The organism is Devosia sp. MC1541 (assembly GCF_012847305.1).
Lineage (GTDB): Bacteria > Pseudomonadota > Alphaproteobacteria > Rhizobiales > Devosiaceae > Devosia.
Genome location: NZ_JABBDZ010000008.1, coordinates 92,795 through 108,822, shown reverse-complemented (window position 1 = coordinate 108,822; position 16,028 = coordinate 92,795). Strand labels below are relative to the sequence as shown.

Below are 16,028 nucleotides of genomic sequence, written 5' to 3'. Positions count from 1 at the left end.
GCGTCCCTCCTTAGTTGCTCGGGCGGGTGCCGCTTGGGCGCTCACCGGAGTTTGCGCCATTTGCGGGGCGCTGACCATCGGCTGATGGGGCGGGACGCTCTTCAGCGCCGGGACCATCGAGCACGGTGACGCGCGCGCCCTCCTGCAGCTGCAGAATGCCTTCGGTGATGATCGGATCGCCCGCCTCAAGATCGCCGCGCACGAGCACGCCATCGCTATTGCGCTGAACGATTTCGGCCATGACCTTTTTGGCTGCGCCGTCTTCAAGGGTCCAGACGTAAGAGCCTTCGGCGGACCAGAGGATGGCGAGCGGATTGACTGCCGGATAGGTTTCGCCGGGGAAGGCGACGGCAACCGAGAAGCTCATGCCTGCGCGGAGGACGCCGTCTGGGTTCGGGATTTCGGCCTGAACTTGCAGCGTGCGGCTGGCGGCGTCGATGCGGCTGTCGATAGCGGCGATTTCACCAGTGAAGCTTTTCCCGGGCAAGGCGACTGCGGTGACCGTAACCGGCATGTCGGCACTGAGCTTATCGGCATAACGCTCTGGCACCCAAAAATCGATGAGGATGGTGCCGGTGTCATCGACGGTGGTCACTTGGGTCTGCGCGGTGACGTAATTACCCGGGGTGACGCGGATGAGGCCGAGCGTGCCATCAATGGGGGAGGTGATGGTGCGGCGGTCGAGGTTGAGCTTGGCCGTGCGCAGCGCCAATTCGGCATTGTTGGCGGCAAGCTGCGCGGCGGTGAGGGCGGTGCCGGAGACGACATTGGTGGTCGCTAGACCTGTCGTGCGATCGAGCGTTGCCTTGGCATCGGCGGCGGCAAGGGTGGCGCGGTCAAACTCGATCTGCTCGGCGGCAGAATCGATGCGGGCGATGACGTCGCCGGCTTTGACTGTTTGTCCGGCGCGCACGAGCACTTCGGCCAGCGTGCCTGCGGCCGGGGAAATGACCGTGACCGAGCGGGACGGTGTGCCTTCACCAATGGCCTGAAGCGTATCGTTGATGGTCGCCATCGTGACCGGGGTGGTGACGACATTGGTGGTGCGGGCGCGGGCGCCGGGACCACCAGGACCACCGGGGCGCGGGCCGCCTTGCGCGACTGGAGCGCCGCCAGCGGGCGCTGGTTCAGCGCTGGTTTGCGGACCAAAGGGCAGCGAGATGCCGAGCTGCGTCAGCGTCGACGGAGCGCCCGGAACGAAATAAAGCCATGCCAGTCCCGCAATCACGAGGACAACAAAAGATGCCAGAAGCTGCCGGATCAACAAAAACCTCGGTCGTAAGATGGTCATAAGAATGCCCGACCCTAACAGTGACGGAAGGAAAGCGGGCATTACAATGCTGTAAGGTGCTGCGAAAAGTCCGTTTGGAGCGGTTAGGGCTCGATCGGGGCATCGGCGCGCGAACCCCATTCGGTCCAAGAGCCATCGTAAATCGCCACCGACTGTGCGCCCGCGCGTTGAAGCGCCAGCGTCAGAACCGCAGCCGTTATGCCCGAGCCGCAGCTGGTGATGATCGGCCGATCAAGATCCACGCCGCGCTCAGCGAACAGGGTTTTGAGCTCTTCATCGGAACGCAGAATGCCGGCCTCGGTGAGGGTGCCTACGGGGACGTTGATGGCGCCCGGCATGTGGCCGCTGCGCAGACCAGCGCGCGGTTCGGGGACTTCTGCGTTAAACCGCGGGGCAGGGCGGGCGTCGAGGACTTGCGCTTTTTTGTCGGAGAGGCGCGCCAAGACGGTGTCGAAATCGGCGACGGCTTCGGGTTTGAATTGGGCACTAAACACCGCAGGCTGGGCCTGATGCTCGCCGGTTTCGGTGGGGCGCTGTTCGCTCCGCCATTTTGGGCCGCCGCCCTCCAGCATGAAGACGTTTTGTGCGCCGAAAATCTTGAAGGTCCACCAGACGCGCGGAGCGCTGAAGAGGCCGGTTTCGTCATAGACGATGATGGTGCTGGTTTCGCTGATGCCTAAAGCGCCGACAGCTTGGGCAAAAGCCTCTGGCGTCGGGAGCATGTGCGGTAAATCAGTGGATTTATCCGAGATGGCGTCGATGTCGAAGAACACAGCGCCGGGGATGTGGCCTTCGCGGAATTCTGCCTGAGCATCGCGAGACACATTGGGCATGTGCCAGCTGGCGTCGACGATGACGAGGTTGTCGTCTTCTAAATGGGCCGCAAGCCAATCAGTGGTGACAAATGGTGTCTGCACAGCACGCTCCAAGTCTTTTCAGTGTCGTAGCGCGGAAGGCTGATCGGCGACAAGGGCAGTTAACGTGTTGGCGCGGGGCCGGAGCTTTCACGCAGCACGAGTTCTACCGGCCAGACTTCATGAAGGTCGGCTGAAGATTTGCCCGCCAGGATCTGACTGATCAGCTCGGCAATGCGGATGCCCGCCTGGCGTATGGAGGAGCGCGTCGTGGACATGCTGGGGTACATGTTGTCGGCGTTGAGATAGGGGAAGACGTCATCATGGGCGATGATGGAGACGTCTTTGCCCAAGGTCAGGCCAGCCTGACGGATGGCGCGGAAGACGCCGAGCGCGGTCATCATTGAGCCGGGCAGGAACGCCGTTGGCGGATTTGGGGCTGCGAGCATGGATTGGGCGATGCGGAAGCCCAATTCGTCGGTGAACGGGGTGTTGACGACCATGTTTGGGTCGCAGGGAATGCTGCGGGCCTTCAGCGCCATGCGGTAGCCCAGCTCGCGGTGCTCGGCAAAGGTCTGCCCCTTGATACCATTGAGCAGGGCGATGCGCGTGTGGCCGAGATCGAGCAAATGGGTGGTGGCGCGTTCGGTGGCCCCCTGATTGTCGATGTCGAGATAGGCGATGGGCTTGCCGATGGCAGTGCGGCCGTGGAGCACGAAGGGCAGGCCAAGTTCCATGAGCAGCTTGGCGCGCTTATCGTGGGTGGTGGGCGAGTGCAGGATGACCGCATCGACCTTTTTGCTGGCCGCCAAACGCCGATAGGCCGCCATTTCTTCTTCAAGACTGTTGACCACAGTCACCAGAATATCTTGGTCGCGATTGGTGACGACGCTGCCGACGCCGGAGATGAACTCTGACATATGCGGTCCGAGAATTTCGGAGGCTGAGGTGACCAGCCCAACCGCGCCGCTGCGGCCCGTCGCCAGGCGCAACGCGCTGGCATTGGGGCGATAGCCCAAGCGATCAGCCGCTTCGGACACGCGCTTGCGCGTTTCCTCATTGACTTCGGGATAGCCATTTAGGGCGCGGCTCACTGTGGTCTGCGAAAGGCCCAAGTGCTCGGCCAGATCTTTTAGTCTCATGGCGTGGTTCGCTTCGAACGCGTCGGTGTCTCAGCTGAGTGCTGATTGTGTACCTTGGCTCTAAAGCAGGCGGGCTCCCTTTGATAGGGACTCCGCGCTTCTCCTCAGATTCCATTCAAAGCGATTTCAAATTTCTGCGCAAGATGGTGTTTGAAACCGATTGGAGCAGATTGCGGTTCGTACCTCAGATTTGGTGGGTGGCCAAATACTGCGGATTTAAGTGCATGATCTTCTTGGAGGAAAAGTAACGCTCAAGAATGCGTGCTGGAAAATGTGTTAAGTCTTGCTTGACAGTTTTCGGGCCGTCTGGTTCCTTCTCGTCCAAAGCGCTTTGAAAGACGCTACCGGAAACAGGTAACAGCAAAGTCGCTTTGGGAGGAAAAGCAGTACGGCTGGAGTGCGGCTGACTGTCTTTGTCTCCCCCATTTATATTCTCTCGGGAGGACTCCGAATGAATCTAAAGACCCTTATCGCCGGATTGCTGGCGAGTGTGACGATGGTTGGCGCTGCAAACGCGGCGTCCCTCGCTATCGTTTCGGGCGACACCGGCACCGGCCTGCAGTTCCTGCAGTCGGAACTGGATCTGTTCAAGGCCGAAAGCGGCCATGACGTGACCATCGTCCCAATGCCTTCTTCGACCAGTGACCAGTTTGGTCAGTACCGTCTGTGGCTAGCTGCGGGCAACGCAGACATCGACGTGTACCAGACCGACGTTATCTGGGCGCCGCAGCTGGCCGATCAGCTCGTTGACCTGACCGAAGCTGCCAAGGACGTTGTTGGCGTTCACTTCCCGTCCGTGATTGAATCGCAGACTGTGAATGGCAAACTGGTTGCCGTCCCAGGCTTTACAGACGCGCCAGCGCTGTTCTACCGCAAGGACCTGCTGGAAAAGCACGGCAAGGAAGTTCCAAAGACTTGGGTTGAGCTGCACCAGACCGCTCAGGCGATCATGGATGCTGAGCGCGCCGAAGGTAACAAGGACATGTGGGGCTATGTCTTCCAGGCGAACGCCTATGAAGGCCTGACCTGTAACGCTCTCGAGTGGGTTAACGCTTACGGCGGTGGCCAGATCATCGAAGCTGACGGCACCATCTCGATCAATAACGAGCAGGCTGTAGCGGCGCTTGAAGAAGCTGCAAGCTGGATCGGCACCATCGCACCAGAAGGCGTTCTCGCTTATGGCGAAGAAGAAGCTCGTGGTGTTTGGCAGCTGGGCAACTCGGTGTTCATGCGCAACTGGCCATATGCTTATGCACTGAGCAATTCGGCCGACGCGCCTGTTAAGGGCAAGTTCGACGTAGCTCCGCTTCCTGCGGGTGAAGGCCCAGGCGCTAAGGCATCGGGTACGCTGGGTGGCTGGAACTTCGCGGTTTCCAAGTATTCCAAGGAAGTCGATGCAGCGACCGAACTGGCGCTGTTCCTCGCTTCGGAAGGCTCCCAGAAGCGTCGTGCGATCAGCCAGAACAATCTGCCGACCGTTCAGACCCTCTACAAGGATGCTGACGTCTTGGCAGCTGCACCGTTCATGGCTGCTTGGGAAGAAATCTTCAAGAACGCTGTTCCGCGTCCTTCCGCACCAACCCAAGCCTCTTACAACGAAGCCTCGTCGCTGTTCTGGAGTGCAGTCCACAACACGCTCTCGGGCAATGGTTCGGCTGCCGAGAACCTTGAAGTTCTCGAAATCGACCTGACCGATCTGCTCGCTAAGTAAGCGCTTCGGATGAAGTTAGGGTGCGGGCACCTATGTCCGCACCTCCTCTGCCTTGAACCATGGGGGAAGGCTGATGACGACTGAGGCGGTTTCTTCGCAGATGCCCAGAGGCGCGGCCCACAACAAATCCGAACTGATGCAGCAGCGCGTGCGTGCTGCTCGGCTGTTCCTTCTGCCAATGTTGATCGCCCTAGCGGTCGTGGCAGGGTGGCCATTGCTTCGGTCTATCTATTTTTCTTTTACAGATGCCAAGCTCAACAGCATTGGTGACGCTCAGTGGGTTGGGTTTGCGAACTATCTGCAAATCCGCACGCTTGAGAGCGGCCGTGTGCTGTATCGTGGCGTTTTGGCCGACCCCGATTGGTGGAACGCCGTTTGGAACACCGTGCGCTTCGCGTTCTGGTCCGTGCTTTGGGAAACCGTGCTCGGCATGATCGTGGCGCTGGTGCTCAACGCTGAATTCAAAGGCCGCGGTTTTGTCCGCGCTGCCGTGCTTATTCCATGGGCGATCCCGACCATCGTGTCGGCCCGTATGTGGAGCTGGATGCTGAACGATCAGTTCGGCATTCTCAATGATCTCGGCATGAAGCTGGGCCTGTTGGACGGGCCAGTGGCTTGGACGGCATCGCCCGATACCGCCATGCTGGCCGTGCTGATCGTTGATATCTGGAAGACGACGCCGTTTATGGCGCTGCTCATTCTGGCGGGCCTGCAGATGATCCCCAAGGACATCTATGAAGCTGCTGAAATCGACGGCGTGCATCCGGTCAAGCAGTTCTTCAAGATCACGCTGCCGCTGGTGCGTCCGGCGCTGATGGTGGCGATCATCTTCCGCGTGCTCGATGCGCTGCGCATTTTCGATCTGATCTATGTGCTGACGCCGAACTCCAAGGCAACCAAGACCATGTCGGTCTTGGCGCAGGAGAACTTATTCCAGTTCGACAATTTCGCCGAAGGCTCGACGCAATCGACGCTGCTGTTCCTCATCATCGCGCTCTTCACCATTCTCTACATCTGGTTGGGCAAGGTGAATTTTGACGGAGGTTCTCGCTAATGGATAGCTCACTGAACCTTTGGAAATTGACCAAGACGGTGCTGTTCTATGCGCTCGTCGTGGCGATTGTGGTGGCTGCGGTGTTCCCGTTCTACTACGCCATTCTAACGAGCTTTAAGTCGGGCACCGACCTTTACCGCGTCAACTATTGGCCGACCTCGTTCAGCCTCGATAACTATATCTCCGTGTTCAGCCAGGGCTCGTTCCCGCGTAATCTGCTGAACTCGGTGTTCATCGCGACGACGACCGTGGTGTTCGCGCTGTTTCTGGCGGTGACGGCATCCTTCGCATTGAGCCGCGTGCGCTTTGCGGGGCGTGGCCTGCTTTTGATGTGCATTCTGGCCGTCTCGATGTTCCCGCAGATTGCGGTGTTGTCGGGCCTGTTTGAGGTGATCCGTGCCTTGGGGATCTACAACACCCCTTGGGCGCTGATTTTCTCCTACACCATCTTTACGCTGCCCTTCACCGTCTGGGTGCTCACCACCTTTATGCGTGATCTGCCCATCGAGATCGAAGAAGCAGCGATTGTGGATGGGGCATCGCCTTGGGTGATTATTACCCGCGTATTCCTGCCGCTGATGTGGCCAGCGCTGGTGACGACGGGCCTATTGGCCTTCATCGCGGCGTGGAACGAGTTCCTCTTTGCACTCACCTTCACCGTCAGCAACCAGACCCGAACGGTTCCCGTGGCTATCGCCATGCTGTCGGGCGGGTCTCAGTATGAAATCCCATGGGGCATCATCATGGCAGCCTCGGTGATTGTAACCGTGCCGCTGGTGGCGCTCGTGTTGATCTTCCAGCGCAAGATTGTCAGCGGGCTCACCGCCGGCGGCGTCAAGGGCTAAGGAGTAAGTCGAAAATGGCAAGCATTGAGCTTCGCAATATCCGTAAGGCCTTTGGCGCGGTTGAGGTGATCAAAGGCGTCGACCTCGACATCAAAAAGGGCGAGTTCATGGTCTTCGTCGGCCCTTCGGGGTGCGGGAAGTCCACGCTGTTGCGCCTCATCAGCGGGCTCGAGGACATTACCTCCGGCGACATGCTGTTTGACGGGCAGCGGGTGAACGCTTTGGCACCATCCAAGCGCGGTATCGCCATGGTGTTCCAGTCCTATGCGCTCTATCCGCATATGACCGTTTACGACAACATGGCTTTCGGGCTGACGCTCGAAAAGGGCAAGAGCAAGGAAGACATTCGCAAGCGCGTCGAACGCGCAGCGGACATGCTGCAGATCCGGCAGTATCTCGACCGTCTGCCCAAGCAACTTTCGGGTGGTCAGCGCCAGCGTGTGGCGATTGGCCGTGCGATCACGCGCGACCCAAAGGTGTTCCTGTTTGACGAACCGCTCTCGAACCTCGACGCGGCGCTGCGCGTGGCGACCCGTATCGAGATCGCCAAGCTGCATGAAGAAATGAACGACGTGACGATGATCTACGTCACGCACGATCAGGTGGAAGCGATGACGCTAGCCGACCGGATTTGTGTGTTGCGGGATGGTCTTGTCGAGCAGGTCGGTACGCCGATGGAGCTTTACGAAACGCCAAACAGCCTGTTTGTCGCGGGCTTTATCGGATCGCCAAAGATGAACTTCATCACCGGCGATAAGGCTGCGGCGCATAATTGCACCACCGTCGGCATTCGTGGCGAGCACATGACCGTGTCGCCCGATGGCGTTTGGGAAGGCAAGGTGATCCACACCGAAAACCTCGGTTCGGACAGCTATGTCTATCTCGATATGGGGCAGGAAGAGCCCGTGGTCGTGCGCTTGGATGAAGCGCGCGAATATCGCAGCGGCGATGTCATTCGGGTGTCGCCTCTGAATGAGAAAATCCATCGGTTCGACGAGGCCGGAAAACCCATTCGCTAAAGTTTGCGCCTGAGGGCGCATGAAAAGATCGGGTTGGCGGGACGCTCGTGCTTTCCGCCAACCTCCGTAACCTCAGCAGACGTCGACCAAGGGGTCGACAGCATTAGGAGCCTACCATGCCCATCCGTACACTCGTTTGGGGCGAGAATGTTCACGAACAAAAGAACAAGGTTGTCGCCGAAAACTATCCAAATGGCATGCACAACCAGATTGCCTCGCTGCTCAAGCAGGATGGCAATATCGAGGTGAAGACCGCGACGCTTCAGGAGCCGGAACATGGCTGCACCGAAGACGTGCTTGCGAACACCGACGTTCTGGTTTGGTGGGGCCACGCCGCGCATGGCGACGTTTCCGATGAAGTTGTTGAACGCATTGCCAAGCATGTTTGGCAGGGCATGGGCCTGATCGTTCTGCACTCGGGCCACTTCTCAAAGATTTTCAAGCGCCTGATGGGTTCGCCTTGTGCGCTCAGCTGGCGTGAAGCGGGCGAACGCGAACGCCTGTGGGTCGTCAATCCGGGCCACCCGATTGCCAAGGGTCTGCCGCCATTCTTCGAACTCGAAATGGAAGAAATGTATGGCGAACCCTTCTCGGTGCCAGAACCACTCGAAACCGTTTTCGTGTCGTGGTTCCAGGGCGGCGAAGTGTTCCGTTCGGGCCTGACCTATCGTCGCGGCGCAGGCAATATTTTCTACTTCCGTCCGGGTCACGAAACCTACCCAACCTATCACGACGACACCGTTGGCAAGGTGCTGCGCAATGCGGTGAACTGGGCCAATAACGGTACGCGTTTCCCAGCGCTGCTGGACGCACCGAACGTGCCGGTTGGTGAAGCGCTCGAAGCGATCGAAGAACGCGGTCCGACCCTTCATGAAGGCCGCGAAGGCTTCAAATAAGCTGAGCGACACACTCTTTGAAATCCCGGCGTTCGCGTCGGGATTTTTGAATGGACGGAAATCGGCTCGGTACAAGAGCTGAACCGTTGGTTGAGAAACAGCGCGGCGCGGGCCGCAGGGATAAATGACAATGCGTATCCTCATCCTGGGTACTGGCGGCATGGCAAACACGCACGCCAAGAATTTTGCGGCCATTGAAGGCGTGACCCTTGTGGGGGGCGTGGACGTTGATCCGGCGCGCGTTGAGGCGTTCTGCTCGGCACACAATATTGAGCGCGGCTTTGGCTCGCTCGATGCAGCGCTGGCTTGGGGCGAATTTGACGCCATTGCCAATGTGACGCCTGATAGCGTGCACTACGCGACTACGATTGCAGCGCTCAATGGCGGCAAGCATGTGTTCTGCGAAAAGCCGCTGGCGACCGACCATGCGCGTGCGCTGGAAATGACCGAAACCGCCGAGCGCCTTGGCCTCGTGAACATGGTCAATCTGACCTATCGGAACGTCTCCGAGCTGCAAAAGGCCCGTGAGATCGTGCAGTCGGGACAGGTCGGCCAGGTCAAGCATTTTGAGGCGAGCTATCTGCAGAGCTGGCTGGTGTCGAAGGCTTGGGGTGACTGGCGCACGGAGTCGCAGTGGCTTTGGCGCTTGTCCAAAAAGCATGGCTCGAATGGCGTTTTGGGCGACATCGGCGTTCACATTCTGGACTTTGCCGCCTATGGCGCGGGCAGCGATTTCTCCAAGGTCTTCTGCCGCTTGGAAACCTTCGACAAGGCTCCGGGCAATAAGATTGGCGAATATGATCTGGACGCGAACGACAGCTTTGCCATGACGGCGCAGCTGGAAAATGGCGCGCTGGGCGTGATCCACGCGACCCGTTGGGCAACCGGCCATGTCAATGAGCTGCGCTTGCGCGTTTATGGTGAGTTGGGCGCGGTGGAAGTGCGCCATCGTCATGATGGATCGCAGCTTATGACCTGCCTTGGCGATGATGCTGAGACAGCGACATGGACCGAGGTTCAGGTCGACAAGGTGCAGACCAATTACGAGCGCTTTGTTGAAGCGTGCCGCACCGGCAAGAACCTTGAGCCAAGCTTCCGCCACGCCACAAATATTCAGAAGGTTCTGGATTTGGGGACGGTGACTGATCGCGACCGCACCGAGCAACACGTCTAAGCGACACGGTGCAAAGCAAGAGGCCCGCAGCGATGCGGGCCTAATTTTTTGAATTAGAGGCCGAACATCTGCTTGGCCGCGTTTTCGGCGGCATCGCCAGCCTGCTTGACCTGTTCGTCCGTGAGGCCCGAGCTTTTGGCCATGGTTTCGGCCTGAGTGCGGGCCTGGGCAATCGCCTCCTGCTTTTCAGCATCGGTCAGATTGAGCTCTTTTACCTGGTTCTGCAGATCGTCCATGGCCTGCTTGACTTCAGCGTCCGACGGCAAAGTCGCGGTCGGGTCTGCCGGAGCAGGCGTTGGCGCTGGCGTCGCTGCAGGCGCTGGGGCAGGTGCAGGCGTTGGAGCAGGGGCCGGGGCTGGTGTCGTCGTGGTCGTTGACGCGGCTGGGGGTGTTTCGCTTGGCGCGTTATCACACGCCGCAAGGGTCAGAGCAGAAACGGCGATGGCAGCAAAGAGTAAGGGCTTCATGCTAAGGGTCTCTAAATTATCGCGTTGGCTAGGCCGATCACAAGGCGTGAAGGCGCCAGTTACCCCCTAACGGACGGGCTCACGAATTGTTCACCGCAGGGGTGATCACAATTTTCGTTTGAGGGCACAAAAAAGGGCGCTCGGAAGCGCCCTTATAGTCTTGGCTGTAGTTTGGGTTAGTCGAGTTGGGTGATGCGGCCATCCAAGAATGGGGTGTAGGAGCCACCGTGCTCGGCGATGTAGTCGGCCAAAACCTGTTCAAGCGGCGGGCCGAAGTCATAGGGGTCTTCGCCCTCGGCAAAAACTCCAAAACCGTCACCGCCGCCACGGACGAAGTTATTGGTGACGATGATGTAGTCAGCCTCTTCGTCGATCGGCACCCATTCATCGCCTTCGCCCTTGACCAGAACGTCGGAGATGCGCTCGCCCACCGGCTTGGAGAGCGAGAAGGAATACTTCATGCCCGCGACCTGGCTGAAGCGGCCAGCGCCGTTTTCGACGTCGCTGACGGCGTTTTCGAGAGCCTCAATGACGTCTGCGCCGGAAACTTCGACGGTGGCGAGGGTGTTGGAGAACGGCAGGACCGTCAGCACTTCACCCATGGTGATTTCGCCGGTGTCGATGGACGCGCGAATGCCACCAGAGTTCTGGAAGGCGATGGTTGCGCCCTGGTCTTTGGTGCGCTCGAGGATCGCTTCGGCGAGCAGATTGCCGAGGTTACATTCTTGCACGCGGCAGACTTCACGCGAGCCTTCAAGTGGTGCGGTGGTTGAACCGACAACGACAGCTGCCATTTCGGCGAGGGGGCCAGCCAGATCGGCAAGCTGGGTCTTGAAGTCTTCATTGCCGACGACGGTGGCGTCGATCAGATAGGGCTCGCCTTCGGCCTTGGTGACAACGCCATTGTCGTCCCAAGTGACGGAGAGATCGCCGAGATATTTGCCATATTGATTGGCTTGGACGACGGCGACTTCAATCCCGTCCGGATTGGTGACCATGGTCGGATAAGGGCCGACGGCGTTTTCAGCTGTGTTCGAAAGCAGCGAGTGGCTGTGACCACCAACAATGATGTCGACGAGCGGGACCGCTGCGGCAACTTGCAGGTCTACCCCATAGCCAATGTGGGAGAGCAGGATGATTTTATTGACGCCAGCGGCGTCAAGCGCTTCGGCCGCGCCGCGGACATATTGAATGACGTCGTGGAATTCGACATTGCCCACGGAAGCGATTTCGGGTGTGTCCTCGGCGGTGGCCCCGATAATGCCGATCTTTTCGCCGCCGATTTCGACGACATAGGAGCCCTTGATCTTGCCGCGCAGGTTATCGTCACGCGAGACGTCAAAATTGCCGCCAATGATTGGGAACTCGGCAGCGTCGATAAATTTGAGGAACTCTTCAGGGCCGTCGTCAAATTCATGATTGCCGGTGGCGACGACGTCAAAGCCCATTTGGTTGAAGAAGTCGGCCACGATCTTGGACTTGTAGGTCGAGTAATAGAGCGAGCCTTGGAAGTTGTCGCCCGCGGACAGCAGAATCGAATTGCCAGAGGTGTATTTCTCGCGGGTGTCGTCGATGATAGTTTTCAACCGCGCGATGCCGCCGAAGCATTCGCCTTTGGCGTCCGTTTCCGCATTGCAATTGGAGTCCGATCCCGTGATCGGGTCAAACCGCGAGTGGAAATCGTTGATGTGCAGGATGTTCAGTGTGAAGTCGGCATAGGCGGCGCCAGAAAGACCGGCGAAAAACGTGAGCGCGGTGGCGCTCAAAAGCAGTTTCTTCATCCCCGTAATTCCTCGTTCATTGTCCTTGCTGCAGTCCGTGGCGGGCACGGAACGCGCGGGTAGTTAAGCAGGTCTTTGTAACAGTGCAAAGTGCGGTGTTTTTTGAGGGCGGGGCTGATGGAGGGGAGGCACCGGGACCCCCACCTAACCTCCCCCTGGTAGGGGGAGGGATGGATCGGGTGGGTTGAGGGATTGGGGAAGGAGCTGCGGGGAGGTAAGGGGCCCCCCATCTGACCTCCCTCCTGTAGGGGAGGGATGGATCGAGTGGGTTGGTGGGGGCGTTAAGATGAAGGGCGAGAAATTTTCTTTATAGTAAGAGACTTAAGGGCTTGTCGGCGGTGCGTGGCTAGATTTGGCAATGAATTGGCTTAGTGGGCTTACATCTCCCGATCACTCCGTTATTGTTGCCACGGTTTGATTTGCAGGGGATTGCGCATGCGCAGTGCATTGATCGTTTATGGTGGTTGGGAGGGGCATGACCCTGAGGAGTGCGCCACGATTTATCGTCGATGGCTCCATGAGGACGGATATTCTGTCCGCACCTCAACCGAGACCAGCGCTTTTGCCGATCCTGATATTGCCAATCTGTCGTTGATTATCCCGATTTTCACGATGAGCAAGATTGGCAAGGACGAGGTCGCGAACCTGACCAAGGCGGTCGAAAACGGCGTGGGCCTTGCCGGGCATCACGGGGGGATGAGCGACGCGTTTCGCGATAGCGTCGAGTATCAATTCATGGTCGGTGGCCAGTGGGTGGCGCATCCGGGCGATATCATCGACTACACGGTCGATGTGGCGCGGCCGGAAGATCCGATCATGGCGGGGATCAAGTCGTTCCCATACACGTCCGAGCAATATTACATGCATGTCGATCCATCGATCGAAGTGCTGGCGACGACGACATTTTCGGGTGAGCACGCCGCTTGGACCAAGGGCGTCGTTATGCCTGTCGTCTGGAAGCGGCAGTACGGCCAGGGCCGCGTGTTCCACATGACTTTAGGCCACCAAGCCAAAGAATTCGAAAACCCTAATATGGCAACCATCATCCGCCGTGGTATGAATTGGGCGGCACGCGACGTTTAGCGTGAAGTGCCTACCGCGCCGCATGAGTGGCGCGGACGCTTATCTCTCTTGAGGAGGCGAATACCGTGGCGTTGAACGCAGAAAAAACCACACCAGCGACCAAAGGGCCGCTGGTCTATCGGCAATCGATCTGGACGCGGTTAACCCATTGGTCCTGGGTGATCTGCCTATTCTTTCTGCTGTTCTCTGGGTTGCAGATTTTCAACGCCCACCCCACGCTCTATATCGGCCAGCAATCTGGCTTTGAGTTCGACAACGCCATTCTCGATATCAGGGCGGTCAATACGCCTGAGGGTCCGCGCGGACAGACGACCGTCTTCGGGCAGACCTTTGATACCACCGGCGTTTTGGGCATGAGCGGATCGGCCGTGCGGCCCGATTTTGTGGCCTTTCCGGGGGCTGTGACCATTCCCTCGTTCCGCGATCTGGCGACCGGGCGGGTGGTGCACTTCTTCTTTGGCTGGATTTTCGTCGGCACGATGTTCGTCTGGTTTGTGGCCAGCGTGCTCAATGGGCATATTGAGCGCGACATTATCCCGAAAAAGGGCGATTGGCGGGGCCTGCCAGGTGACATCTGGAACCATCTGCGGTCCCGGATCCATCATGGGCGACGCTATTCGCCTTTACAAAAGCTCACCTATTTCATCGTTTTCGTCGTGCTATTTCCAGCGATTATCCTGACCGGGCTGTGCATGAGCCCGGGTATGAATGCAGGGTTTCCGTGGCTTCTGGATCTTTTCGGGGGACGACAGACGGCGCGCACCATCCACTTTATCGCCATGGCGCTACTGGTGCTGTTTTTCGTCGTCCATGTGATCATGGTGATTGTCTCCGGGCCGCTGAATAATCTGCGCTCGATGATCACGGGGCGCTATCAGACCAGCCCCGATACGCCAATTCAGGAGAAGGACAAGCTATGAGCAAGCTCATTCTCAATCGGCGAAAACTCATTCTGGGCGGCAGTGCTGTGGGCGCGGGACTGGCGATGACTGGCTGTAAGCCGTTCGATTTTCTGGCGCGACGCGGCGATCCGATCCGTGAGGTTATGGAAAGCGCCAATGTGCTGACCTACAGGGTGCAGCGGGCGCTGATCGGGGAGCAAGTGCTGTCGCCCGAATATAGCGAAAGCGAAATTCGGCAGGGCATGAAGCCCAATGGCTCAACAGAGCCGACGACCGCCGAATATAATTTCCTGCGCATGGCCAATTTTGGACCCTATCGCTTGACCATCAAGGGGATGGTGGAGCGCGAGGTGAGCTATTCGCTGGCGGAATTGCGCAATATGCCCTCGCGCACTCAGATTACGCGGCATGATTGTGTTGAAGGCTGGAGTTGCATCGCCAAGTGGACCGGCACCCAACTTGGGGCGCTGCTCGATGAGGCCGGAGTTAAAGATGGCGCGCGATATTGCGTCTACCATTGCTTTGACAATATCCAGCGCACGCTGAGCGGCGACATTCTTTATTACACCAGCTCCGACCTCGTTGACGCCTATCACCCGCAAACGATTTTGGCCTATGGGCTTAATGATGAGACGCTGCCGGTGACTAATGGCGCGCCGGTGCGGCTGCGGATCGAGCGGGCGCTGGGCTATAAGCAGCCGAAATATCTCCACACCATTGAGCTGGTGGATGATCTCTCCAAAATCGGCCTCGGCAAGGGCGGGTATTGGGAAGATAATGGCTATGATTGGTATGGCGGGATTTAGAGCTTTTCGCTGCGCTCAAGGAGGCTCGTGAGCTTGTCGATTTCCTGCGCGTAGACGCGATAGCTGCGGATCCAGCCGGCGGGCCAGTTGCCGGTTTGCTGGGCTATGATGGCAGGGATGCGCGCGCCGATTGGGTTTTCGGTGATGGTTGCGAGCGAGGCGATGCCCCAACGATCATCAATGAGCAGGATGTCGCTATCGTAATTGCGAATGTTTTCCCAGCTGGTGGCGTGATAGTCGCCGGAGGTGGGGACCAGCTCGACAATGTTGACGCCCCAGTTGCGGAAATCGACCAGTTCGCCAAAGCGGCTGGCAACGCCAAGGGCGATCTCTGAACGGCCGGGCGAAATGGGCAGGACCGTCAAATCGGATTTGCTGGCCGCAGTAGCGATGAGGGCGTCGCGGGCTTTTTCAAAGGCGGCTTTGTCGGCAGCAAGGCGCTCTTCATTGACACTGTCTGTGAGGCTACGCGCAAAACCTTCATACTCAACAATCGTCGCGAGCGTTGAATTGGGCGTGGCGATGCCGATGAGGGGCGCAATGGCTTCCAGCCGGGATTTGAACGGCTCTTCATGGGTGCCGCCAGCATAGGAATAATACTCTGGCGCGTATTCGGTGATGATGATGTCGGGGGCGAGGGCAAGAATGGCCTCGGCGTCGATTTCGCCCCAGCCTTGCGAGACGACAGGAATATGGGAAACGTCGACGCCCTCGAGCGCGCGCTCGAGCGAGGGTTGGCCATTGAGCAAAATGCCTACAGGTTCGATGCCTAAGGGAATAAGTGCGGCGGCAACGCTAGTATGCGCAACAATGCGCTGAGGCGGTTCTGAAAGGACGACTTCTGTGCCCGCGCCGTCGGTGTAACGCCATTCGGAAGCCAGAGCACTGGCGGGAAGGGCGAGGAGGGCGAGAAGAACAAGGGCGCGGATCATGGTGCTAGATCGCACTGTCATCGCGGCATGGCAAGTGGGATGCATGAAGGGTATGCGCAGGCGCACACTCG

General features: G+C 58.6%; 15 protein-coding genes. 9 read left to right on the top strand and 6 right to left on the bottom strand.

The features are described from left to right. Nucleotides 1-10 precede the first annotated feature (10 nt). The 3 genes from HKD40_RS10600 to HKD40_RS10590 form a co-directional block, all read right to left on the bottom strand. Complete coding sequence (locus tag HKD40_RS10600) at nucleotides 11-1,291, bottom strand: efflux RND transporter periplasmic adaptor subunit (protein WP_169195722.1); 1,281 nt, start codon at nucleotides 1,289-1,291, stop codon at nucleotides 11-13. Nucleotides 1,292-1,374: 83 nt separating this feature from the next. After that, nucleotides 1,375-2,208 (bottom strand): 3-mercaptopyruvate sulfurtransferase, encoded by an 834-nt coding sequence (sseA, locus tag HKD40_RS10595; protein WP_169195721.1) that lies wholly within the window; start codon nucleotides 2,206-2,208, stop codon nucleotides 1,375-1,377. Nucleotides 2,209-2,267: 59 nt separating this feature from the next. Then, nucleotides 2,268-3,287, bottom strand: coding sequence for a substrate-binding domain-containing protein (locus HKD40_RS10590; RefSeq protein WP_169195720.1), 1,020 nt, complete (start codon nucleotides 3,285-3,287; stop codon nucleotides 2,268-2,270). A 451-nt stretch (nucleotides 3,288-3,738) separates the two neighbouring features. Between HKD40_RS10590 and HKD40_RS10585 the strand changes: the two genes are divergently transcribed. From HKD40_RS10585 to HKD40_RS10560, 6 genes are all read left to right on the top strand, one after another. Beyond that, entirely contained in the window at nucleotides 3,739-4,998 is a 1,260-nt protein-coding gene (locus tag HKD40_RS10585) for an ABC transporter substrate-binding protein (protein ID WP_169195719.1), read from the top strand. A gap of 73 nt (nucleotides 4,999-5,071) precedes the next feature. Beyond that, on the top strand, nucleotides 5,072-6,052 hold the full coding sequence (locus HKD40_RS10580) for a sugar ABC transporter permease (RefSeq protein ID WP_169195718.1): 981 nt from the start codon (nucleotides 5,072-5,074) through the stop codon (nucleotides 6,050-6,052). Next, entirely contained in the window at nucleotides 6,052-6,897 is an 846-nt protein-coding gene (locus HKD40_RS10575) for a carbohydrate ABC transporter permease (RefSeq protein ID WP_199532266.1), read from the top strand. Before HKD40_RS10580 ends, HKD40_RS10575 begins: the two co-directional genes overlap by 1 nt. Nucleotides 6,898-6,911: 14 nt before the next feature. Continuing rightward, on the top strand, nucleotides 6,912-7,916 hold the full coding sequence (locus HKD40_RS10570) for an ABC transporter ATP-binding protein (protein WP_169195717.1): 1,005 nt from the start codon (nucleotides 6,912-6,914) through the stop codon (nucleotides 7,914-7,916). A gap of 116 nt (nucleotides 7,917-8,032) precedes the next feature. Next, nucleotides 8,033-8,812, top strand: a complete 780-nt coding sequence (locus HKD40_RS10565; protein WP_169195716.1) for a ThuA domain-containing protein — start codon at nucleotides 8,033-8,035, stop codon at nucleotides 8,810-8,812. Nucleotides 8,813-8,942: 130 nt separating this feature from the next. Further along, nucleotides 8,943-9,986 (top strand): Gfo/Idh/MocA family oxidoreductase, encoded by a 1,044-nt coding sequence (locus tag HKD40_RS10560; RefSeq protein WP_169195715.1) that lies wholly within the window; start codon nucleotides 8,943-8,945, stop codon nucleotides 9,984-9,986. 53 nt (nucleotides 9,987-10,039) lie between these two features. On the opposite strand, the gene HKD40_RS17685 is transcribed toward HKD40_RS10560, so the two are convergent. Further along, nucleotides 10,040-10,453, bottom strand: a complete 414-nt coding sequence (locus HKD40_RS17685; RefSeq protein ID WP_182394223.1) for a hypothetical protein — start codon at nucleotides 10,451-10,453, stop codon at nucleotides 10,040-10,042. Nucleotides 10,454-10,629: 176 nt separating this feature from the next. Continuing rightward, the gene (locus tag HKD40_RS10550) at nucleotides 10,630-12,234 is read right to left on the bottom strand and encodes a bifunctional metallophosphatase/5'-nucleotidase (protein ID WP_169195714.1); all 1,605 of its coding nucleotides are present in this window, start codon (nucleotides 12,232-12,234) and stop codon (nucleotides 10,630-10,632) included. Nucleotides 12,235-12,669: 435 nt separating this feature from the next. Here HKD40_RS10550 and HKD40_RS10545 point away from each other — a divergent pair, with 435 nt between their 5' ends. The 3 genes from HKD40_RS10545 to HKD40_RS10535 all read left to right on the top strand — a co-directional run bounded on the left by HKD40_RS10545 (nucleotide 12,670) and on the right by HKD40_RS10535 (nucleotide 15,025). Then, a complete protein-coding gene (locus tag HKD40_RS10545) occupies nucleotides 12,670-13,317 on the top strand; it encodes a ThuA domain-containing protein (RefSeq protein ID WP_169195713.1) in 648 nt (215 codons plus the stop codon). A 71-nt stretch (nucleotides 13,318-13,388) separates the two neighbouring features. Continuing rightward, a complete protein-coding gene (locus HKD40_RS10540) occupies nucleotides 13,389-14,237 on the top strand; it encodes a cytochrome b/b6 domain-containing protein (protein WP_210257087.1) in 849 nt (282 codons plus the stop codon). Next, nucleotides 14,234-15,025: a molybdopterin-dependent oxidoreductase gene (locus HKD40_RS10535; protein ID WP_169195711.1), complete on the top strand. Its 792-nt coding sequence runs from the start codon at nucleotides 14,234-14,236 to the stop codon at nucleotides 15,023-15,025. Before HKD40_RS10540 ends, HKD40_RS10535 begins: the two co-directional genes overlap by 4 nt. Here HKD40_RS10535 and HKD40_RS10530 read toward each other — a convergent pair. Then, nucleotides 15,022-15,957, bottom strand: a complete 936-nt coding sequence (locus tag HKD40_RS10530; RefSeq protein ID WP_169195710.1) for an ABC transporter substrate-binding protein — start codon at nucleotides 15,955-15,957, stop codon at nucleotides 15,022-15,024. The genes HKD40_RS10535 and HKD40_RS10530 overlap by 4 nt on opposite strands. Nucleotides 15,958-16,028 lie beyond the last annotated feature (71 nt).

Bases quoted from the DNA above. Each gene is read 5' to 3' on its own strand.
- HKD40_RS10600 (WP_169195722.1), bottom strand. From the start codon at position 1,291: ATGACCATCTTACGACCGAGGTTTTTGTTGATCCGGCAGCTTCTGGCA.
- HKD40_RS10590 (WP_169195720.1), bottom strand. From the start codon at position 3,287: ATGAGACTAAAAGATCTGGCCGAGCACTTGGGCCTTTCGCAGACCACA.
- HKD40_RS10585 (WP_169195719.1), top strand. From the start codon at position 3,739: ATGAATCTAAAGACCCTTATCGCCGGATTGCTGGCGAGTGTGACGATG.
- HKD40_RS10580 (WP_169195718.1), top strand. From the start codon at position 5,072: ATGACGACTGAGGCGGTTTCTTCGCAGATGCCCAGAGGCGCGGCCCAC.
- HKD40_RS10575 (WP_199532266.1), top strand. From the start codon at position 6,052: ATGGATAGCTCACTGAACCTTTGGAAATTGACCAAGACGGTGCTGTTC.
- HKD40_RS10570 (WP_169195717.1), top strand. From the start codon at position 6,912: ATGGCAAGCATTGAGCTTCGCAATATCCGTAAGGCCTTTGGCGCGGTT.
- HKD40_RS10565 (WP_169195716.1), top strand. From the start codon at position 8,033: ATGCCCATCCGTACACTCGTTTGGGGCGAGAATGTTCACGAACAAAAG.
- HKD40_RS10560 (WP_169195715.1), top strand. From the start codon at position 8,943: ATGCGTATCCTCATCCTGGGTACTGGCGGCATGGCAAACACGCACGCC.
- HKD40_RS17685 (WP_182394223.1), bottom strand. From the start codon at position 10,453: ATGAAGCCCTTACTCTTTGCTGCCATCGCCGTTTCTGCTCTGACCCTT.
- HKD40_RS10550 (WP_169195714.1), bottom strand. From the start codon at position 12,234: ATGAAGAAACTGCTTTTGAGCGCCACCGCGCTCACGTTTTTCGCCGGT.
- HKD40_RS10545 (WP_169195713.1), top strand. From the start codon at position 12,670: ATGCGCAGTGCATTGATCGTTTATGGTGGTTGGGAGGGGCATGACCCT.
- HKD40_RS10535 (WP_169195711.1), top strand. From the start codon at position 14,234: ATGAGCAAGCTCATTCTCAATCGGCGAAAACTCATTCTGGGCGGCAGT.
- HKD40_RS10530 (WP_169195710.1), bottom strand. From the start codon at position 15,957: ATGATCCGCGCCCTTGTTCTTCTCGCCCTCCTCGCCCTTCCCGCCAGT.